17 protein-coding genes and 1 pseudogene are annotated in these 20556 nt (G+C 73.4%); 8 read left to right on the top strand and 10 right to left on the bottom strand.

Annotation, left to right across the window (positions count from 1 at the left end):
- Positions 1 to 532: 532 nt before the first annotated feature.
- Entirely contained in the window at positions 533 to 1432 is a 900-nt protein-coding gene (locus tag ACYVJE_RS15525; protein ID WP_461145022.1) for an NADP-dependent oxidoreductase, read from the bottom strand.
- Positions 1433 to 1714: 282 nt separating this feature from the next.
- The gene (locus tag ACYVJE_RS15520) at positions 1715 to 2794 is read right to left on the bottom strand and encodes a GDSL-type esterase/lipase family protein (protein WP_461145021.1); all 1080 of its coding nucleotides are present in this window, start codon (positions 2792 to 2794) and stop codon (positions 1715 to 1717) included.
- Between the two features lie 156 nt (positions 2795 to 2950).
- On the opposite strand from ACYVJE_RS15520, the gene ACYVJE_RS15515 reads away from it, so the two are divergent.
- The 4 genes from ACYVJE_RS15515 (at position 2951) to ACYVJE_RS15500 (ending at position 8065) form a co-directional block, all read left to right on the top strand.
- Positions 2951 to 3553, top strand: a complete 603-nt coding sequence (locus ACYVJE_RS15515; RefSeq protein ID WP_461145020.1) for an FxsA family protein — start codon at positions 2951 to 2953, stop codon at positions 3551 to 3553.
- Between the two features lie 212 nt (positions 3554 to 3765).
- A complete protein-coding gene (locus tag ACYVJE_RS15510) occupies positions 3766 to 5391 on the top strand; it encodes an amidohydrolase (RefSeq protein WP_461145019.1) in 1626 nt (541 codons plus the stop codon).
- Between the two features lie 168 nt (positions 5392 to 5559).
- Positions 5560 to 7152, top strand: a complete 1593-nt coding sequence (lnt, locus tag ACYVJE_RS15505) for an apolipoprotein N-acyltransferase (RefSeq protein WP_461145018.1) — start codon at positions 5560 to 5562, stop codon at positions 7150 to 7152.
- Between the two features lie 106 nt (positions 7153 to 7258).
- Positions 7259 to 8065: a polyprenol monophosphomannose synthase gene (locus tag ACYVJE_RS15500; RefSeq protein ID WP_459156367.1), complete on the top strand. Its 807-nt coding sequence runs from the start codon at positions 7259 to 7261 to the stop codon at positions 8063 to 8065.
- A gap of 241 nt (positions 8066 to 8306) precedes the next feature.
- Here ACYVJE_RS15500 and ACYVJE_RS15495 read toward each other — a convergent pair whose 3' ends face one another.
- Positions 8307 to 8651, bottom strand: a complete 345-nt coding sequence (locus ACYVJE_RS15495) for an RNA polymerase-binding protein RbpA (protein WP_459156366.1) — start codon at positions 8649 to 8651, stop codon at positions 8307 to 8309.
- 465 nt (positions 8652 to 9116) lie between these two features.
- Positions 9117 to 10413 (bottom strand): annotated as a pseudogene (locus tag ACYVJE_RS15490) (MFS transporter).
- 149 nt (positions 10414 to 10562) lie between these two features.
- Between ACYVJE_RS15490 and ACYVJE_RS15485 the strand changes: the two are divergent.
- The 3 genes from ACYVJE_RS15485 (at position 10563) to ACYVJE_RS15475 (ending at position 13609) form a co-directional block, all read left to right on the top strand.
- Entirely contained in the window at positions 10563 to 10922 is a 360-nt protein-coding gene (locus ACYVJE_RS15485; protein ID WP_461145017.1) for a hypothetical protein, read from the top strand.
- A gap of 297 nt (positions 10923 to 11219) precedes the next feature.
- Positions 11220 to 12182, top strand: coding sequence for a tryptophan dimethylallyltransferase family protein (locus tag ACYVJE_RS15480; protein WP_461145016.1), 963 nt, complete (start codon positions 11220 to 11222; stop codon positions 12180 to 12182).
- Positions 12183 to 12235: 53 nt separating this feature from the next.
- The gene (locus ACYVJE_RS15475) at positions 12236 to 13609 is read left to right on the top strand and encodes a tryptophanase (protein ID WP_461145015.1); all 1374 of its coding nucleotides are present in this window, start codon (positions 12236 to 12238) and stop codon (positions 13607 to 13609) included.
- 106 nt (positions 13610 to 13715) lie between these two features.
- Here ACYVJE_RS15475 and ACYVJE_RS15470 read toward each other — a convergent pair whose 3' ends face one another.
- Genes ACYVJE_RS15470 through ACYVJE_RS15455 form a run of 4 tightly spaced genes read right to left on the bottom strand, consistent with a single transcriptional unit; the run spans position 13716 to position 17539 of the window.
- A complete protein-coding gene (locus ACYVJE_RS15470) occupies positions 13716 to 14318 on the bottom strand; it encodes a GTP-binding protein (RefSeq protein WP_461145014.1) in 603 nt (200 codons plus the stop codon).
- Positions 14299 to 14658: a DUF742 domain-containing protein gene (locus tag ACYVJE_RS15465; protein WP_459156360.1), complete on the bottom strand. Its 360-nt coding sequence runs from the start codon at positions 14656 to 14658 to the stop codon at positions 14299 to 14301. The genes ACYVJE_RS15470 and ACYVJE_RS15465 overlap by 20 nt, the downstream gene beginning before the upstream one ends.
- A 2-nt stretch (positions 14659 to 14660) precedes the next feature.
- Positions 14661 to 15083, bottom strand: a complete 423-nt coding sequence (locus ACYVJE_RS15460; RefSeq protein ID WP_459156359.1) for a roadblock/LC7 domain-containing protein — start codon at positions 15081 to 15083, stop codon at positions 14661 to 14663.
- Positions 15080 to 17539, bottom strand: a complete 2460-nt coding sequence (locus ACYVJE_RS15455) for a sensor histidine kinase (RefSeq protein WP_461145013.1) — start codon at positions 17537 to 17539, stop codon at positions 15080 to 15082. The genes ACYVJE_RS15460 and ACYVJE_RS15455 overlap by 4 nt, the downstream gene beginning before the upstream one ends.
- 569 nt (positions 17540 to 18108) lie before the next feature.
- Here ACYVJE_RS15455 and ACYVJE_RS15450 point away from each other — a divergent pair.
- Complete coding sequence (locus tag ACYVJE_RS15450; protein WP_461145012.1) at positions 18109 to 18681, top strand: DnaJ family domain-containing protein; 573 nt, start codon at positions 18109 to 18111, stop codon at positions 18679 to 18681.
- 448 nt (positions 18682 to 19129) lie between these two features.
- On the opposite strand, the gene ACYVJE_RS15445 is transcribed toward ACYVJE_RS15450, so the two are convergent.
- Both ACYVJE_RS15445 and ACYVJE_RS15440 read right to left on the bottom strand, forming a co-directional pair.
- Positions 19130 to 19864, bottom strand: coding sequence for an SDR family NAD(P)-dependent oxidoreductase (locus ACYVJE_RS15445; protein WP_461145011.1), 735 nt, complete (start codon positions 19862 to 19864; stop codon positions 19130 to 19132).
- On the bottom strand, positions 19861 to 20274 hold the full coding sequence (locus ACYVJE_RS15440) for a hypothetical protein (RefSeq protein ID WP_461145010.1): 414 nt from the start codon (positions 20272 to 20274) through the stop codon (positions 19861 to 19863). The genes ACYVJE_RS15445 and ACYVJE_RS15440 overlap by 4 nt, the downstream gene beginning before the upstream one ends.
- Between the last annotated feature and the right edge of the window lie 282 nt (positions 20275 to 20556).

The raw sequence follows: 20556 nt of genomic DNA, 5'->3' as shown, positions 1-20556 counted from the left end.
TGTCGGTGGTGCCCGCGTGCGCGTGCCGCCGCGGTGTTCCGGTGCGCGACGCCGTCCCGGCGAACTCCGCGGGGCGTGCTGCATCTCACAGGTAAACAGCAACGATTGAAACTGTCAATAAAGAGAGATCTCAATGGTTGCGCGAGAGCTGCGCCGCTCCACGAGTTCCGCGCTCACGCCGAGTGGACTTCGGCGTGACTGGCATGCTCGGTTCCGGAGCGCGCCGGACCGCGGCGTGGAGTGCGCGTCACGTCTTCCCGGCTGCGGCGTGCCAGGGGGTCGACGCGTGCGTGCGCCCGGAGCTGTCGGCTCTGACGGCGCAGGCGTCTCCAGGAAGGCGTGAAGCCCGCGGAGCGCGACAGCGGCCTTCGGCCAGTTCCGCGGCGACGGCGCAGTGCGCGTGCGCGGCGACCACAGCGGTCAGCGGAGCAGGCCCAGCCGCGAGGTACGCGGCGCCCCCCGAGCCCGGCGCTCGCCGGGATCGGGAGGTCGGGGCGAACGGTCCGCGCGAGGAAGGGCCTGCGCTGGTCCCTCAACTGACCCGCAGCGTCACCTTGCCGCCGCTGTGCCCGGTGGCGACTTCCCGCTGGGCCCGCGCGGCCTCGGCGAGGGGGTGGCTGCTGGCGTGCCGGAGCGGCAGGCTCCCGTTGCGCGCGCTGTTGGCCAGCTCGGAGAGCACGTCGGCGTTCTTGTCCCCGGCCTTGCCGCTGGAGAACGTGATGCCCAGGTCGAACGCCGCGGGGTCGGCGATGGTCACGATCCGCTCGGTGGTTCCTCCGCGGAGGGTGACCGAGTCGGGCAAGGCCCCGGCACCGGCCGCGTCGAACACGGCGTCCACCCGGGAGCTGACCGCCCGCACGCGGTCCACGAGTCCCCGGCCGTAGTGGACGGGCGTCGCGCCGAGGGAGGCGACGTACTCCGCGTTCGCCTCGCCGCAGGTGCCGAGCACGGTCGCGCCGCGCTGCACCGCGAAGCTCGTCGCGATCGCCCCGACGACCCCGCTCGACCCGTGCACGAGCAGCACCTCGCCGGGCTGCGGGTGCAGCAGGCGCAGGCCGCGCAGTGCTGCTTCCCCGGCCACGGGCAACGCCGCCGCGTCGCGCCAGTCCAGGTCGCCGGGCTTCGACACCAGCACGCCGCCCAGCGCGCAGTCGGCGTAGGAGCCGCCCTGCGCCCAGCCGAACACCTCGTCACCCGCGGAGAACGCGGCATCCGGGGCGGCCGCGTCCACGACTCCGGACATCTCCAGCCCGGGTCGGTGCGGCAGTGCGGGCTCCCCCATCTCGCCGGCGCGGATCTTGCAGTCGGCCGGGTTGACGCCCGCCACGCGCACGGCCACGCGCACCTGCCCGGAAGCTGGTTCCGGCCGCTCGACCTCGTCGAGGCGAAGCACCTCAGGCCCGCCGAACTCGCCGAACTGGATGGCACGCATGGCCTTCCCTCCTCGCGCTGCTGCAGGGGCGAACCGCCGTCACCGCGGCCCCACCATCGCAACACCGCGTGCAACCACGCGCCCGCGACCTGCCCGCAGCGGCACTCGTGCACCGATGGGGCGAAGAGCGGTCAGCGCGCTCCCGCGCGAGCCGGCGGTCCCGTGAGCCGGGGCTTCCCGTCCCGGACAGCCGAGTCGTCGTCCTGCGTCGACGCGTGCCCCCTCGACGAGCCGACGCGGGATTCATCAGCCGGCAGCCACCGACCTCCTGACCGGGCCGGTTCACGGCCGGTGCCGGCCCGCGGCCTCGTCCGCGGGCACCGCCCGCAGGTCCCCGCGCTCGTTCGGCAGGCACTCGGCCCGCTGCTCCCGCGTCGCCAGGAACTGGCCGAGGCAGCGGGCGATCTGCGCGTGGCCGGCGGCGTTGGTGTGGAAGGACTCCTGCATCGCGTGGCCGGCGCGCCGCTCGTCCTCCAGGCCGTGCCAGTCGATCGTCAGGCGCGTGAACCACTCGCCGTCGCCCGTGCGCGGATCACCGGTGCAGGCCTCGTGGCCCACGCCGGCGCGGGAGAGGTCGAGGAACCGGGCGTCGGCCCGTTCGGCGACCTCCCGCAGCGCCTCGTTGAGCTGGGGCACGGCGCGCTCGCGGATCCACCGCAGGTCCGGGGTCAGGAACGGGCAGCCGGACAGGTCCTGCAGCGAGTCGGGCACGCCCGGTCCCACGGGGGAGGGGTAGGACTGCACCACGAGCGAGTACCCGCTCCGCGTGTAGCCGGCCTCGATCATGGCCGCGCGCACGTCGCGCAGCGCGGAGGTGACCTTCGGCCGCATCCGCTCCACCCGCTGCGGCCAGAGCTCGCGCAGCTCGCCCGAGCAGCCGGCGGGGTCGCGCCGGCCCCACGCCTCGACGCACCGGTTGACGGTCTCCACGAAGCTCGGGTCGTCGTTGGCCCCGACCTGCACGACCACGTCGGTGATGCGGTAGCGCCGGGCGATCTCGGCCAGCTGCTCCGACTGGGATTCCTCGGGGTACTGCGCCCGCGGGGAGTCGCCGACGGCACCGGCCCGCGCCCCGGAGCAGGCCAGGTTGATCGTGGTCACGCCCCGCGGCACGGGCAGCTGGTGCACGGTGGCGGCGGGCGAGCGGTGGCACCAGTTGCCGTCGGCGCCGTCGGTGCCGGGGACGTAGTTGCCGGTGCCCTCGCCGGAGACCATGCTGTCGCCGAGGGTCACCACGGCCGGCGGCAACCGCTCGGGTTGCTCCGGAACCGTCGGCAGGTAGCGGTCGCTGGTGAGTACGCTGATCGCCAGCACACCGCACAGTGCCAACACGAGAAGCGTGGTCGTCCTGGTCGCCCGCACGCCACGCAGTCTAGGGGGCTGCGGGAGCGGGCGGCGGCCCGCCCGCGTGAGCGATGACACCCGGAATCGGTGGATTTCGCCCACAGGCAGGATCACACGGGCGTCCTGTGTCGTTGTCCCGGTGACTGCCCTGCAAACCCGGAGGTTCCCGACGCCGTGCCCATCTTCCCCGTGCTCCTGATCGGCGCCGCCGCCGAGATCGCGGTGCTCGTGCTCGTAGCCCAGGCCATCGGTGCGCTGCCCACCCTGGGGCTGCTGCTCGCCGGTGCTCTGCTGGGCACGTGGCTGGTCAAGCGCGAGGGGCGCCGCATGCTCGCCCAGTTCCGCGAGGCGGCCACGGCCCGCCGTCCCGCCGACCGCGAGGTCTCCGACGGGGTGCTCATCGCCGGCGGCGGGCTGCTGTTCCTCGTGCCGGGTTTCCTCAGCGACGTCGCGGGCCTGGTGTGCGTGCTCCCGCCGACGCGCTCGCTGCTGCGCAGGCGCATGCAGCGCTCCGCCGAGCGGCGCGCGCAGGCCATGCGCGAGCAGGTGCACCGGGGCTTCCCGGGCGGTTCCTTCGGTGCCGTCCCGTTCGGCACCGCCCCCTCCGGCGGCGGCCCCTCGGGCCCCGCGGGGCGGCGCGACGCGACCGGCGACGTGATCGACGGGGAAGTGGTGTCGGTCTCCGAGGACGACGAGGAGCAGCCGCGGCAGCGGCCGGATTCCGACGACGGCGGTCCGGACGCGCTGCCGCCGCGCCGCGGACCCAGCACGGCCTGACCGGGACGCGAACACCGGTGCACGGGCCTCGCGGCCCGGCCACCGCCGCCGGCGGGTGGCCGGGCCGGGGCCGTTGCAGGCGCTAAGGTCTCCGTCTCGTCGGTCGCTGAATCGACCCCGGTAAGCTCGCATGAGCGATCGCGGCCGGGGCCGCCTCCCGGCCGCTACCGACCCGTGCAGTGGAGACCCGGAACACGGAAACAGCGAAGGACATGTCCGACACCACGTTGTTGCTCGGCGGCCGAATTCACTCGCCCGCCGACGCCGATGCCACCGCGATGGCCGTGACGAACGGCGTCATCTCGTGGATCGGCGGCGACGAGGTCGGCAGGGCGTTGCATCCCGGTGCCGAAATCGTCGACCTCCAGGGCGCGTTCGTGGCGCCCGCCTTCGTCGACGCGCACGTGCACGCGACGTCCGCGGGGTTACTGCTCAACGGGCTGGATCTCACCGGTTGCGCGTCGTTGACCGAGTTCCTCCACGCGCTGCGGGACCACGTCGCGGAATACCCGGGCACGCTCGTCTGGGGGCACGGCTGGGACGAGACCTGGTGGCCCGAGCGGCGCCCGCCCTCCCGCGCCGAGATCGACGAGGCGTGCAACGGGGCGCCGGTGTACCTGTCGCGGATCGACGTGCACTCGGCGCTGGTGTCGAGCGCGCTCGTCCGGCAGACGCCGCTGGCGCGGGGCGCCGAGGGGTGGAGCGACACCGGGCCGCTGACCCGCGTGGCGCACCACCACGTGCGCCGCGCCGCCCGCGAATCGCTCGGTCCGGTGCAGCGCCGCGAGGCGCAGCGCGCATTCCTGCGGCACGCGGCGGCGCAGGGCATCGCCTGCGTGCACGAGTGCGCCGGGCCCGACATCTCCGGTGAGGACGACCTGCGCGACCTGCTGGAGATCTCCCGGCAGGGCGGGGTGCCGGAAGTGATCGGCTACTGGGGCGAGCTCGGCGCGGTCGACCGCGCGCGGGAGCTCGGCGCCCGCGGGCTGGCGGGGGACCTGTTCGTCGACGGCGCGGTCGGCTCGCGCACCGCTGCGCTGCGCGATCCCTACGTCGACGATCCGAGCACTTCCGGGGTGCTCTACCTCGACGCGGAGGCGATCGCCGAACACCTCGTGGACTGCACGCGCAACGGGATGCAGGCCGGGTTCCACGTGATCGGCGACGCCGGCGTCGCCGAGGTCTGCGCCGGGTTCCGCAAGGCCGCCGAGACCGTCGGCGCACCGGCGCTGGCGAGCATGCGCCACCGCCTCGAGCACCTGGAGATGGTGGGCGAGGACCAAGCGGCGGAACTCGCGGGCTACGGCGTGGTCGCCTCGGTGCAGCCCGCCTTCGACGCGGCCTGGGGCGGTTCCGCGGCGATGTACGCGCGGCGCCTCGGGGTGCAGCGCGGCACGCGGATGAACCCCTTCTCCCGGCTCGCCGCCGACGGGGTGCTGCTGGCCTTCGGCTCCGACGCCCCGGTCACGCCGTGCGCCCCGTGGGATGCGGTCGCCGCGGCGGTGAACCACCGCACCGGGGGGTACGGCGTGTCGCCGCGCGCGGCGTTCATGGCGCACACCCGCGGCGGCTGGCGGGCGGCCGGTGTCGAGGACGGGCGCACCGGCACGCTGGTGCCGGGGGCTCCGGCGACTTACGCGGTGTGGAACGCGGGGGAGCTGGTCACCACCGCGCCGGACTCGCGAGTGCAGCGGTGGTCGACGGATCCGCGGGCCGGGGTTCCCGGCCTGCCGGACCTGGGCCCGCACGCCCCGCGGCCGCGGTGCCTGCGCACCGTGCTGCGCGGGGAGACGGTCTACGAGCGCGACGCCGAGGACGACGACCTGTACACCGTGTGACCCCGCCCCGCCGGGACGGAGCGGCTCGTCCCGGCGGGGCCGGCGGCGCGTACATTGACCGGGGCGCCACGTGTGGTCGCGACCGCGTGCTGCGCCCGCGATGTCCCAGGGCTCCGCGATGTCCCGGGCTCGCGCATCCCGGCAGCATCGGAGAAAGGTTGAACGGTGGTGGCCACCACGAGTCCGCAGCAGGGCGAGCGCGCGCGCGGTGCGGCCGCCGGGCGGCGACGTCCGGGGGCGTGGTGGCTGCGGTTGCCGGCGGTCGCAGCCGGCGGGTTCGCGCTGTACCTCGCCTCGCCGCCGAGCGGCCGCTGGTGGCTGGCTCCGCTGGCCGTGGCGGTGCTGCTGCTCGTGGTCTGGCGGCAGCGGATGCGCGCCGGGTTCGCGCTCGGCCTCGTCTTCGGCGCGAGCTACCTGCTGCCGCTGCTGGGCTGGCTGCAGGACTTCCTCTCGGCGCAGTTCGGACCTTGGCCGTGGCTGGGCGTGGCGCTGCTGCAGGCGGTGTTCTTCGGCCTGGGCGGGCTGGCGGCCGCGCGGGTGAGCGCGCTGCCCGGCAGCGTGGTGTGGGCGCCGGCCGTGCTCGCCGCTGCCGAGGAGCTGCGCGGGCACGTCCCCTTCGGCGGCTTCCCGTGGGGCAAGTTGGCGTTCACCCAGACCGGTGGGCCCTACATGGCGCTGGCCTCGGTCGGCGGCAGCGTGCTCGTCGGCTTCGCGGTGGCGGTGACCGCGGCGGGGCTGGCGCGGGTGGTGCTGCTGCTCCGGCAGCGGTGGTCGCGGCGCAGGTGGCCCGGTCCGGGTGCGTGGGCCGCCCCGGTGGGTGCCGCGCTCGTGCCCGTGGTGGCGGGGCTGGCGGTGTGGCCCGCGGTGGGCACCGCGGCCGAGGAGGGCACCGCGCGGGTGGCCGCGGTGCAGGGCAACGCGCCCGACTTGGGGCTCGGGCTGCTCCACGCCGACGACGTGCTGCACGACAACCACGTGCGGCAGGCCCGGCGCTTGGCCGACCGGGTCGAGGCGGGGCAGGTGCCGCGTCCGGATGCCGTGGTGCTGCCCGAGCAGGTGGGCAGTTGGGGCCCGGGCCACGTCGATCCCGAGCTCGACCTGCTCACCGACCGGCTCGGCGTGCCGGTGTTCGTCGGCGGGCTCGCCGACGGCGCCGACGGGAAGCTGCGCAACCAGGTGGTGCGCTGGGACCCGGGCAGCGGCCCGGGGGAGGCCTACACCAAGCAGCACCTCGTGCCGTTCTCCGAGACGATCCCGATGCGCTCGGTGGCCCGGGCGGTCACGCCGTTCGTGGACCGCTTCCAGCAGGACATGACGCCGGGCGAGGACCCGGGCGTGCTGCCGGCGGGGCCGGTGCGGCTGGGGGTCGGCATCTGCTACGACGTCGCCTACGACGACGTGTTCACCGGAGCCGCCCGGCAGGGGGCGAACCTGCTGGCCGTGCCGACGAACAACGCCTGGTTCGGGCACTCGGAGATGAGCTACCAGCAGCTGGCGATGTCGCAGCTGCGCGCGGTGCAGCACGGCCGCGCCGTGGTCGTCGCGGCCACCAGCGGCGTCAGCGCCATCGTCGAACCGGACGGAACCGTGGCGCAGCGCACGGGCCAGTTCACCGCGGACGCGCTCGTCGGTGAGGTGCCGCTGCGCTCCTCCGACACGCTGGCCACGCGGCTCGGCGCGGCACCCGCGTGGATCATCGCGGCGGTGGGGGCCGCCGCGTTCGCCCTGGCGCTGCGGTGGAACCGCCGCAGCGCCGGATGACCGCGGAACGGCGCCGGCCGGGCGGCGCCGGAAGCAGGAGGCGGCCCGCGCAGCGGGGCCGCGCAAGTCGGGGACCGGGGTGCGCCCCGGAGAGGAAAGGACGTGCATGGCCCAGGGGCGGGAGCCCGCGGACTCCACCGGCGCGCTCGCATCGCTCGTGGTGGTGATCCCCACCTACAACGAACGGGACACGCTGCGGCCGATCGTGCATCGGCTGTTCGACGCCGCGCCCGCCGCGCACGTCCTCGTGGTCGACGACGCCAGCCCGGACGGCACCGGGCAGGTCGCCGAGGACGTCGCGGCCGCCGACGAGCGGGTCTCGGTGCTGCACCGCACCGGCAAGGCCGGGTTGGGCGCGGCCTACGTGGCCGGGTTCCGGTGGGCGCTGGACCGCGGATACCGGGCGGTCGTGGAGATGGACGCGGACGGTTCGCACCCGCCGGAGGACCTGCCGCGGCTGGCGCGGCTGCTCGGCGAACCGGGCGCGCCCGCGGCGGACGTGGTCGTCGGCTCGCGGTACGTGCCCGGCGGCAGGGTGGTGAACTGGCCGTGGCACCGGCAGCTGCTCTCCCGCGGGGCGAACGTCTACTCGCGGTTGGCGCTCGGCGTGGGGGTGCACGACATCACCGCCGGTTACCGCGTCTACCGCGCGGAGGTGCTGCGGGCGCTGGCGCTGGACACGGTGACCTCGCAGGGCTACTGCTTCCAGGTCGACCTGACGCGGCGCGCGGTGGACGCGGGGTTCACCGTGGTGGAAGCGCCGATCACGTTCGTCGAGCGCGCCGTGGGCACGTCGAAGATGAGCGGGTCGATCGTGCGCGAGGCGCTGGTGCGGGTCACGTTCTGGGGTGCGCGGCGGCGGATGCGGCAGGTGGCCGGTGCGCTGCGCGCGATCGGCGGGACCCGGCGGTGACCGCCCGCCCGTTGCGGGGCGGCGTCTCGCTGGTGCGCCGCTGCCGGCGCTGCCCCGCGACGGGCGCTCCGCTGGCGGGGTCGAGCCCGCAGCGGGAGCGGGTCAGCTGCGGGGCTGGACCAGCTGCGGGAGTGGGGTCGTTTGACCGGGAGCGTTTGCGGGGCCGGGAACCGGTGCGGCGAGTCCCGGGACGCGAACGGGGCGGCCCGGCCGGGCCGCCCCGTTCGCTGGTCCGGAGCACTCAGTCCGTTTCCCCGCGGCGGTTGCGCAGGACCTGCAGTCGCTCGTTGAGGAGTTCCTCGAGTTCGGGAATGGTGCGCCGCTCCAGCAGCATGTCCCAGTGGGTGCGCGGCGGCTTGGCCTTCTTCTGTTCCGGCTGGCTGCCGTCGATGATCTTCGACTCGGTGCCGTGCAGCCGGCACTCCCAGGTCGAAGGCACCTCCGCGTCGTCGGAGAACGGCACCTCGAACTCGTGGCCCTTGGAGCAGGCGTAGCGCACCGTCCGGCGCGGAGCGAGGTCGTGGTTGCGGTCGGTCTCGTAGCTGACTGCTCCGAGCCGGCTGCCACGCAGAACGCGATCGGCCATGACGGTTCCTTTCACGTCGGCCCGGAGAAGCCCTCCGGGCGATTGTGCTCACCGAGTGCAACGACACGTCGTTGCTGTCTGTTCCCGGTTCGGGGGTTCTGGTTGCCCTCGGTGACGTTGTTCACTCGTCAACGAGGTTTCTCCCTGGAGATGCAGTCGGTCCGTGTTCGTGACGCGTTATCCCGCTGTCGATCTCAGTTCCACTCGAATGGGTGATACTGCCAGAGGTGGTCGCGCCCCCGCCAAACAGGAGCCTGAACCGTTCGTGAAGTGCGAGGGAGATCACCGGCGACCCTTCCGGGCAGCGTTCGGCGGGCGTGATCACGGATCGTGGCGATGCTTGTCCTTTCCCCTACGACGGTACGTGTTGGCATATTCCGCGGGCGAGGGCCTCCCGTCGGAACAGCCGTCCCCCGAACGGAGTCCGCGCTGCGGCAGCCGGTCCGCGGGCTCTCCGCGGGCCGCTCACAACAGCCGCGGCGGCCGGTTGCCCGCCCGCCGCACCGGCAGCAGCGCCACCAGCAGCATCCCCACCGCGAAGAACGCGATCAGCGAGACGATCGCCGACCGGAACGACCCCGTGGTCTGGCCGATCGCGGCGAAGGCCAGCGGCCCCAGCCACGAGGTTGAGCGCTCGCCGATCTCGTGCAGCGAGAAGTACTCCGCCTCCTTGCCGGGCGGGATGAGCTGGCTGAACAGCGACCGCGACAGCGCGTTCGTCCCGCCGAGCACCAGCCCGATCCCGGAGGCGAGCGCGTAGAACCGCCCGTAGCGGCCCTCCTGCACGAAGCGCGCCGCTGACAGCAGGGCGATCCACACCGCCAGGCTCAGCAGGATCGTCCGCTTCGCCCCGATGCCCCGCGCGGTCCGCCCGTGCGCCAGCCCGCCGACGTAGGCGATGAACTGCACGATCAGCAGCGTGACGAACAGCGACTCCTGCACCGTCCGCAGTCCGCGCAGGGTGCCCCACAACTGCCGGAACCCGCTCGTCAGCACCGCCGCAGCCGAACCGCCGGCGGAATCTGCCGGCTCCGGCGCGCGGCTGGGCACCCCGCGCAGCGCCAGCACCGGGACCGCGGTGAACCCGGCCCACCACAGCCCGGCGCTGGCGAAGACCAGCCGCACCGCCGTCGACGCGTCCATCCCCAGGGCGTCGCGGCCCAGGTACAGCCCCAGGTGCAGCGCCAGGGCCACCCCCGCCGTCGAGGTAGCCGATCGCCGAGCCCCGCGCCGAGACGCGGTCGCGCTGCTCGGTCTCGGCGATCTGCGGCAGGAACGAGCAGTAGACCACCACCGAGGCGCCGAAGCACACGTTGGCCACGATGAACAGCCCGACGCCGAGCTGCCAGTTCGTGCCCGCCACCAGCGCCAGCAGCCCCGTGGACGCGGCACCGCAGGCGGCGAAACCGGCCAGCATCGCGCGCTTGTTCCGCACCCGGTCGGCCACCGCCCCCGTGATCGGCAGCACGATCACCTGCACCACCGTCGCCACCGACAGCAGGTACCCCCACAGCGATCCGGCCGGGAACTCCAGCCCGAACAGCGCGATGTCGCACCGGCGCAGCGCGTCCGGGCACGCCCGCACCCCGTTGCTGGCGACGTCCGCGCTGGCCGCCGCGGTGGCCACCGAGGTCAGGTAGATCGACAGGAAGACCGTGATGACCGAGGTCGGGAACACCGAGTTGGCCCAGTCGTACCAGCCCCACCCGCGCTGCTGGCGGCGCCGGGAGATCGCGGTGCGGGAACTGTCGGGAGTGCGCATGCCCCTCGGCCTTTCGCCTCGTCGACCGGCCGTCCGCGCGCGGCGCCGGCCGGTGGTGCAGGACCCGTGCGGATGTTGCGAACCTCAATGTGCACCACGGCGTGCCGCGCGTGTGCGCACCCCGCCGCGGCGGATACGCTTCGCTGCTCGTGGACACCGATGCCGACGACACCCGACGTGAGCGCACCCGCCGCGCGCGCTACTGCTCCTGGTGCGGCCAGCGGGTCGCGTCCAGCGGCAAGCAGGGCAGGCCGAAGCAGTACTGCACGCGCTCGTGCCGGCAACGCGCCTACGAGCGGCGCACCGCGGTGCAGCGCGGCGGGCTGCCGGAGGACGCGGTCGTGCTCTCCGCGGGCGAGCTGGCCGACCTGCAGGACCGGGTGTTCCAGGTGCGCTGCGCCGCCGAGGACATCGTGACGGCGGTCGACGACGGGGCGGACGGGGGCGAGGTGCGCAAGCTCGCCGAGCAGGTCGCCGCGCTGTCGGCCGATCTGGAACGCCTGCGCTGAGCCGCCTCCCGCCGCACCGGGGCCGCGTGCTGCTCCGGACCGCACCGGTCGTTCCGGCGAACGGGGCAACTCCGGCGGCCGTTCGCCGCGCCGTGATGGCGGCCAATGTCACCCCGCAACGGGTACCGCTCCAAGATCAACAGAATTAGGGTGTTCGCGCACGACTGGCTGCCCCCACAGAAGACGGATCGGAGCCGCATGCGCGATTTCGACGGCACACTCCGGGAATTCACGTGCAGGCAACTGCGCGGACTCTGCCGGCGCTACGACGTCCCACCGCACGAGCCGGAACGGCTGGTGACCCGATTACTCGGCCCCGTGGCCGAGCGGCCGGTGCAGCAGCCGCCCGCCTGGCCCTCCGACGTGGCCGACGACGCCACGCCGCTCGAGTTCTCCGTGGCCTTCGACGGCGACCGGCGCAAGCTCCGCGTGCTCGGCGAGACCATCGCCGAAACCCCCTCCGTCGCGGAGAACACCCGGGCCGCGGAGCACTTCGTCGACACCGCCGCCGAGCGCGACGGCGTCGCGCTCGACAAGCTGCGCGCGGTGCAGGACCTGTTCCGCCCCGAACAGCCGCAGGGCGCCTTCAGCTGGTGGTACTCGATGATCTTCTCCCCCGAGGGGCCGCCGAAGTTCAAGGTGTACTTCAACCCCGCGGTGCGCGGCGCGGAGCGGGCACCGGAACTGGTGGGGGAAGCGCTGAAGCGCCTCGGCCTGCCGGAGGCCGACGCCACGGTGCACGAGCACGCGCTGCACCGGTTCGGCTCGGACACCGCCTCGTTCTTCGCCGTCGACCTGGACTCCGGCCCGCAGGCCCGCGTCAAGCTCTACGTCTCCCACCTGTCCGGCACCGCCGAGGACGCCGCGCGCGCCGCCGAAGCCGTCCCCGGCATCGAGCACGAGCTCGTGTACGACTTCTGCGCCGCCCTCGGCGAGGACACCGTCGTCTTCGACGGCCGCCCGCTCGTGTCCAGCTACTCCTTCGTGGACGGGGACACGAGCACGCCGAGCGGCTACAGCCTCTACGTGCCCGTGCGCGACTACGTGCCCGACGACGCCGTCGCCCGCGAGCGCGTCGTCCGCGCCCTGCGCCCGCACGGCGTGGACGCCGCCGAGATCGACGACATCATCGGCGCCGTCACGACCCGGCCGCTGACCGACAACCGCGGGCTGCTCGCCCACGTCTCGCTGCGGATGAGCCCCGAGGACACCGGCACCACGCTCTACGTCTCCTCCGAGGCGTACGGCGGAACCCCGTGACCTCCTCCCCCCGGAAATATCCCCGAACCCGACACAGCACCGAGGAGGCGGACGTGCCCCACCTGCGTCCCTACGTCTCCGCCGTGGTCCGGCCCATCCCGGTGACCACCCGGCAGGAGCGCATCGCCGAACTCGACCGCGCCGGGCACAACCCGTTCAACCTGCCCGCCGACAAGGTCAGCATCGACCTGCTGTCCGACTCCGGCACCGGCGCCATCTCCACCGAACAGCACGCCGCCTCCGCCCGCGCCGACGAGCGCTACGCGGGTGCCGAGTCGTACTACCGCTTCCTGGAGGCCGTCCGCGAGATCGTCCCGTACCCGCACGTCTTCCCCGTGCACCAGGGACGCGCCGCCGAGCGCGTCCTGTTCGGCGCGCTGCTGCGGCCGGGCTCGGTGAGCATCAGCAACACGCACTTCGACACCACCCGGGCCAACGTCGAGCTGCTCGGCGCCGAAGCCCGGGACCTGCCGTGCGCCGCGTCCGCGGACCTCGACAGCGACACCCCGTTCAAGGGCGACATCGACATCCCGCGGCTGCGCGCGGCCCTCGAAGGCCCGGACGCGCACCGCATCGGCCAGATCCTCGTCACCATCACCAACAACGGCGGCGGGGGGCAGCCGGTCTCGATGGCGAACCTGGAGCAGACCGCCGCGCTCGCGGCCGAGCACGGGGTCCCGTTCATCCTCGACGCGGCCCGGTTCGCCGAGAACGCCTGGCTGGTCACCCGGCGCGACCCCGCCTACGCCGGGCACGCGCCCATCGACGTGGCGCGCCGCGCGTTCGAACTGGCCGACGGGTGCGTGGCCAGCCTGAAGAAGGACGGCCTCGCCCCCGAGGGCGCCGTCATCGGGCTGCGCGACGAGGCCGCGGCCGACCGGTGCGAAGTGGACATCATCGCCACCGAGGGCTTCCGCACCTACGGCGGTCTCACCGGGCACACGCTCGAGATCCTCGCGCAGGGGCTGCGCGAGGTCGTCGAGCCCGACTACCTGGCCGACCGCGAGCGCGAGGCCGCCTTCCTCGCCGAGCAGGCCCAACTGGCCGGTGTGGACACCGTGCGGCCCGCCGGGCTGCACGGCATCTACCTCAACGCCGGGCGGTTGCTGCCGCACCTGCCGCCGCACCGCTTCCCCGGGCACGCCCTGGCCTGCCACCTCTACCGGGAAGGCGGAGTGCGCTGCGCCGAACTCGGATCGCTCTACCTCGGCGAGCTCGACGGGAACGCGGAACTGGCCGCACCGGCGCCGTTCGAGCTGGTGCGGCTGGCCCTGCCGCGGCGGGTCTACGACCACAGCCACCTCGAGTACGTGGCCGAGCTGCTCGCCGACGTCGCCAAGGACCCCGAGCAGGTGCCCGGTTACCGCTTCACGCACGCGCCGTCGACGCTGCGGCACTTCCGCTGCCGCACCGCGCCGCTCGCCTGACGGACCGGTGCGGCCGAGCAAGCATCCACCGATGTGAACGACCGCGGACGCGGGGAGGGGCCCGGCAGCTGGCCGAGCCCCTCCCCGCGCGTCCCCGCTGGTCCGCTCAGCCCGGGGTGGTGCTGGGCAGGCGGTTGATCGCGTGCTGGACCAGCGTCGTCAACGCGTCCTTGCACGAGCTCCGCTGCCGCGCGTCGCCCAGCAGCACCGGGGTCTCCGGCGACAGCGCCGCCGCCTCGCGGATCTCCTCGGGCTCGTAGTGGTGGCCGTTGTCGAAGCAGTTCACCAGCACGACGAACGGGACCCCGCGGCGCTCGAAGAAGTCGACCGAGGCGAAGCCGTCGTCGAGCTTGCGCGTGTCCATCAGCACCACGCCGCCGACGGCGCCGAGCACGAGGTCGTTCCACAGCGGCCAGAACCGGTTCTGCCCCGGGGCGCCGAACAGGTACAGCACCAGTTCGTCCGAGATCGTGATGCGCCCGAAGTCGAGCGCGACCGTGGTGGTGTCCTTGCGCTCCACCCCGGTGAGGTCGTCCACGCCGGTGCTGGCGACCGTCATCTCCTCCTCGGTGCTCAGCGGGGCGATCTCGCTGACCGCACCGACGAAGGTCGTCTTGCCCACGCCGAACCCGCCCGCGACGACGAACTTCAGCGGCAGCGGGGCCGCCGCGGTCGCGTCGGACTTCGGCTTAGAGCCTGCAAAGCCCATGGTAAACCTGCTCCAGGATCTGTCGGCTGACTTGGGTCCGAGGCGAGCGCACGGAAACGGCCCCGTGCTCGAGCAGATCGCCGCACAGCACGCGCACCACGCCCAGCGGACGGCCCATCATCGCCGCGACCTCGGCGACCGCGGCCGGCTTGCGGCACGACTCCAGGATCGCGCGGTGCTCCGGGGTCAGCTCCAGCCGCGGGGTCTGCGGAAACGGCTGCACCGTGACCACCTGGCTCGCGCGGTCCACCTGCGCCGTCTCGCCGGGGGTGCGCCCCCGCGTGATCAGGTACGGCCGGACGATCGGTCCGGCCTCCTCGTCGAACCACGCCTCGCCCATGGTCAGGTCCTCTCCGCGGCCGCGCCGGCCGCATCGCGCGGGGCCGCCGTGAGGAACGAGCCGACCTGCGTGATCAGGCGCCCCATCTGGTAGGCCACCTCCTCCACGTTCGGTTCCGCCGAGGTCAGCACCGCCAGGGAGGCGCCGTTGCCCGCAGCGGAGACGAACAGCAGGCCGTGCTCCATCTCGACGTGGTTCTGCCGCACCGTGCCCAGGTCGAAGTCCCGGCTCACGCCCTTGGCGATGCTGCGCAGGCTGGAAGCGGCAGCGGCGAGCTTGTCCGAGGTGTCCCGGTCCAAACCGGTGGACCGGGCGATGACGAGCCCGTCGTTCGACAGCACCACGGCGTTGTGCACGTCGTGCACCTCGGAGACGAAACCGTCCAGCAGCCAACTCAGCTTCGTCTCACCGTTGGTCTCGGTCATGCGTTCTCACCCTCGTCGTTCTGGTCGCGGGAACTGTGCTGGCTGGAAACGCCGCTGCGGAACGCGCGTCCGAACGACGCCAGCCGGCTCGGTTTGGCAATGGCGTCCTCGCTGCTCTCCTCCGGCTCGTCCCGCAGTCCCTCCACCAGGTGGCTCTGCGGCACGCGCCGCGGCAGCGGCGGCCGGTCATCGCCGGCCGCCCCGGTGCGCGCGGAGCTCCCGCCGTCCGAGGCCTCCGAGCTCGACGGAGGGGCAGCGGCGTCGCTCTCCGGGACCGGCAGCGAACCGCGGGTGGAGAACGACGTGCTCGGCACCGCGGGCCACTGCTCCGCGCCGGCACCGTCGCCACCGCGCACCGCCTCGTCGGCCTGCGCGGCGCTCGGCCAGGCGTGCTCACCGGTACCCGGGTCCTGCTCGACCGGCTCCGCACCCGTCGGCGCCGCACCGGCCGGGGCGCGCCGCGGCAACGCCCCCACGTCGGGCAGGGCGGTCCGCTCGGTGTCCGCCTCGGGGCCCTCCGGCGCGGCCTCCTCGACGGTCTGCGTCGGCACGGTCACCGCGGCGGTGGGCACGTCCTCGGAGTTGCGGGACTCGAGCAGGTGCTGGCCCAGCAGCACCGTCGCCCGTGTCCCGCCGTAGGCGGACACGCCGAACTCCACCGAGATCGACCGCCGCTCGGCCAACCGGGCCGCGGTGAACAGGCCCAGCTGCTCGGCGCGGTTGTTGTCCAGCACGAGCTGGTCGAACCGCGGTGCGCTGACCATCATCTCGTTGGCCCAGTTCCGCGAGCGCTCGTCCATGCCCAGGCCCTGGTCGGCCACGTCGATGGCCACGCCGCGGGCGACCAGCGAAGCGCTCAGGTGCACCTGGGTCTCCGGCGGGGAGAACGACGCCGCGTTGTCCACCAGCTCGGAGACCAGGTGGATCGTGTCGCCCACCGCGGAACCCGTGACCGAGGTGTCCGGCACGTGCCCGATCGTCACCCGGGTGTACTGGTCGATCTCCGAGACCGCGGAGCGCAGCACGTCGAGCAGGTTCACCGGCTTGGTCCAGCGCCGGCCCGGCTGCTGGTCACCGAGCACGAGCAGGTTCTCCACCTTCCGCCGCGCGCGGGTGGTGGAGTTGTCCAACTCGTACAGCCGGGCGAGCTGGCCGGAGTTCTCCTCGTAGCGCTCCAGGTCGTCGATCGTGCCGTGCATCGTGCGCAGCAGCTGCTGCACCCGGTAGGACATGCCGACGAACACGGCCCGCGCGCCGCGGCGCGCCTTCGTCTCGCGCACGGCGGCGGTGACCGCCTCCTCGTGGAACACCTGGATCGCCTCGGCGACCTGGCCGACCTCGTCGTCGCCGTACTGGCGCAGCCGGGTCAGCTCGGCGTTCGGATCGATCTGCTGCCCGTCCCGGATGCGGCGGACCAGGTCGGGCAGCCGCTTGGCCAGTTCCAGCGACTCGGTGCGCAGGTCCTGCAGGCGGGTCAGCAGCGCTTCGTCGACGACCGCGCGGTAGACGCGGCGGGCGACGAGGAACGACGCCACGGCCACCGCGAGCGCGATGGTGCTGCCGATCGCCACGGCACGCAGCGCTTCGTTGCCCTTCTCCACGGCCTGCCGGGAGACGCCGTCGGCCTGCACCCGCACCATGTCCGACAGCGCGTTCAGCACGGGGCCGGTCGCTTCGTCCCAGGCCTGCGCCTCGACCGGGGCGTCCGCGCCGCTGAACGCGCCGCCCTCGACGATGCTGTTCTCCATCTCGTGCAGCCGCTGCCACGCCGGATCGGCCCGCAGCTCGTCGAAGCGCTGGCGCGTCTCCGGTCGCATGTTCTCCACGGCGCTCTGCAACTCGGCGCGGCTGGTGTTGATGTAGGAGACCAGCTGGCGGTACTGCTCCGCCGAGAGGTCGCCGGAGCGCAGCGCCAGGGACACGGTCGAGGCCTCGCGCGCGGCGAGATCGGAGGCGCGGAACAGCGCCGCCGCGGACTGCGCGCCCCGCAGCGTGTCCGTGTCCGGCACGATGCGCGCCTGGGTGTGGAACAGCTGCGAAGCGGTGTCGAACACGCCGTTGTAGTAGTCGTTGATCTCCTGCACCGAGGTGCTGCGGCTGGTGATGCCGGAGCGGACCCCGGGCAACCGGCCCAGGTCGTCGGTCAGCTGCTGCAGCGGTTCCCGCACCTGCTGCGGCGCCGACTCCAGCAGCGAGTCCGCCTCGCGCTGCATCCGCGCGGCGGCGGCGTCGGTGCGCTGCCGCGCCGCGTCCAGCTGCGCGGGGTCGGCGTTCGGCCGGCTGGCGAACTGCAAGCTCGCCTGCCGCTCCTGCTGCAACGCCTCCAACGTCGACACCGCGGGCAGGGACAGCTGCCGCACGCCCGCCCCGATCCGCTGGGTGTACAGCGCGTCGTAGGTGAACAGCGAGCACCCGATGGCCCAGAGCACGCCCACCACGATCCACGGGATGATCATCGTCCAGGTCAGACGTGACTTGATCGATCTGTCGCGCTGGTTCGACCGCTTCGAACGGCGCGAGGGGAGTGGGGAAGACTCGTCTTGGGTTGCCACTTCTCCGTACTTCCTTCGTTGCGTCCAGCGCCGCACAGGCGGGGACGTTCCGTACGCACACGTGCCGGCGCGACGCCGCTCCCGCGGTCAGCGCGGTCAGCGTCGACAGCGGGAGCGTCGCGCTGCGTGTCGCGTGCGCGGCGGTGCGCGTTACTCCTGGCCGGTGCGAGCCGGCCGGCGCCGCGCGGGAGCGGGCGCGTCATGTCCGAGTACTGCTGGAGGCCTCTCCTTTCCGCACTCGACCGGTTCCGTCTCGCACTCCCCGTCGTCCGCGGCGAACCCCGCCCGTGGACCCCACGATGCGTGGACTGTATCGGACCTGATCTTGCTCCGGGCACGCGCGTCGGGAACGGACACGAGTGGAGCAGCGGCACCGCCCCGCCGGGGGACGCACCGGGCGGCAGGTGGGCGCGCGGGCGCGGCGGGGCCCGTCGCAGCTGTACGCGAAGCCCGTGACCTGGAACCATGGCTGCATGACCGAGCGCAAGCCGCCGAACCTCGACTTCGAGTCGTGGGTCGACCGCCAGATCCGGGAAGCGGCCGAACGCGGCGAGCTCGACGACCTCCCCGGCGCCGGGCAGCCCCTGCGCGGGCTGCACAAGAACGGCGAGGCGTGGTGGATCAAGGAGCGCGTCCAGCGCGAGGGGATCTCCGCCGAGGAGCTGCTGCCGGCTCCGCTGCGGCTGCGCAAGGAGGTCGAGCGGCTGCCGGAGGCGGTCCGCGACCTGCCCGACGAGCAGGCCGTGCGCGAGGAGGTCGCCGCGCTCAACCGGCGCATCGCGGCGGAGCTCAGCGCGCCCACCGGGCCGCGGGTGCGGCTGGCCCCCGTCGACGCGGACGAGCTCGTGCGGCAGTGGCGCGAGCAGCGCACCCGCCCGGAACGGTCCCGCCCGGAGGAGCTCCGAGTCGAGGAGCCCCGGGCTGCGGAGCCCCGGCTGGAGGAGTCCAGTCCTGCGGAGCGCGCGGCCGCGGAGGACCGCGCGCCCTGGTGGCGGCGGGCGCTGCGGCTCGGCCCGCGCAGGACGGCGCCGCGCACCGGCCGCTGAACCGGCCGCGGGCGTTCCTGCCCTCCGATCGCGCCGTGCGGGTCACCGGGGCGGTGTGGGACGCCGACGGCGTCATGGCCGGCCGGAACTGACCACACCGCTGACCGCGCGGACGCGAGCGCTCCGGCCGCCAGCAACGCGGAAGCCGTGCGGTCAGCGGAAAGCGACACCTCGCCGCGGCGGCCTCAGCCCAGGTCGACGGCAGCTACCTGCGGCCGGGGAGGGCCGCCCGTCGAGCTGCTGCTCGGCGGGCCAGATCCCAACCCGGATCCACCCGCCACCAGGCGGTCCTCACTCCGGAAGATCGCGAAATCCTGCAGGGAGTCAACCGATTTCGCATACCAGCCGGCACGGGTGCTGATACCGGTGTTGCTGGTACCGGCAGCGGCTACCCGGATCAGGGTCTCGCCGGGCCGGGGCACGGTGACGTCCGTGCGGGACTCGTGCTTCAGGGCAGGCTCAACTTGGCCGTGCGACCTCCGTCGACCGTGTAGACCTGCCCGGTGATGAAGCCGGCCTCGTCGGCGGCGAGGAAGGCCACGAGAGCGGCGACTTCCTCCGGCTTCCCCGTGCCGGCCACCGGGTGGATGCGGCCGATGTCGCGTCGGAAGGCGTCGGGGTCTGGCGTGCTGTCGATGAATTCCAGGTTCAGATCCGTGTCGATCCAACCGGGCGCGACTGCGTTGCAGCGGATGCCTTCGTGCCCGTGATCGACCGCCACGGCGCGAGTGAGCCCGTGAAGGCCGGCCTTCGCTGCGGAGTACGCCGCGTGGCCCGGGTTGGCGCCGATTCCCTCGATCGAACCGGTATTGACGATGCTGCCTCCGGTGGCGCGCAGATGCGGCAGCGCGGCGCGGATGAGCAGGAAGGGGGCCGTCAGGTTCACGGTGAGGTTGCGCTGCCAGTCCTCCGGGGACATGGCTTCGACCGCGGATTCCTGCATCATGCCCGCGTTGTTCACCAACACGTCCAGCTTCCCGGCGCGATCGATCACCTCCGCGATGATCCTGTCAGGACAGGTGGGGTCGGAGAAATCAGCCGAGATGCCGTCGAACTCCTCGTCGGGGCCGCGTTGCGCCGTGTAGACGGTCGCCCCTTCCTGCCGCAGCCGCCGAGCGATGGCCTTCCCGATGCCCGACCGTCCACCCGTGACCACCGCTACCTCGTCCTCGAAGCGCCTCATGACACCGACTTCCCTCCGTTGATCTCGACGAGCGTTCCGCACGTGCAGCGCGCGGCGTCCGAAGCGAGGAACAGCACGACGTCTCCGATGCCTTCGGCGGACAGCGCGGCACGGGCAGCGCGCAGTAAGGCGTCGGCGGGATCGAGGGGCGGCGGCCCCGGCGAACGCGCCAGGGGACCGTTGCGGCGCATCGTGATGTTCGCCCCGAGTCGCCAGCTCCGCCGGCGCCCGCGACGTCGCGGGTCGGGCGGGAGCCGGCGTTCCCGCGCTGCCCCGGGCGGGGTGGGCGTCCCGGGCGGGGTGGGGCGGTGGAAGCAGCCCGTGGCGCCGGTGCGCGGCTGGGTGACCAGCTCGCGGAGCACGCGGAGGGTCTTGATCGGCACATCTGCGCGCTCGGGCTCGTCGCTCATTCCCGCATCGTCTCCTACCAGCGGAACACTTGCGTTTGTAATTTGAACGCATTGTTCGCAAAATCTTGGCGCAACGAGGGCGTCCCGTCAACATCCGCTTCAACGGCTCGAGAGTCTTGACTTGACCGCGCGGGCTCTGCCAAGGTTTCTGGTCATCACGTTCGAAATATGAACACATGCGGATGTTCGGTCTCCGCGACGACGTGCTCATCGCCGCGTGGCGGCAGCTCCCGAACCGTTCGGCCCGCGGTCGGTGCCGCAGTGCTCCACCCCGACGTGTCC

This window comes from Salinifilum aidingensis (assembly GCF_054782015.1).
Note: the sequence above shows the minus strand (reverse complement) of the source record. Positions and strands in the feature narration are given on the sequence as shown.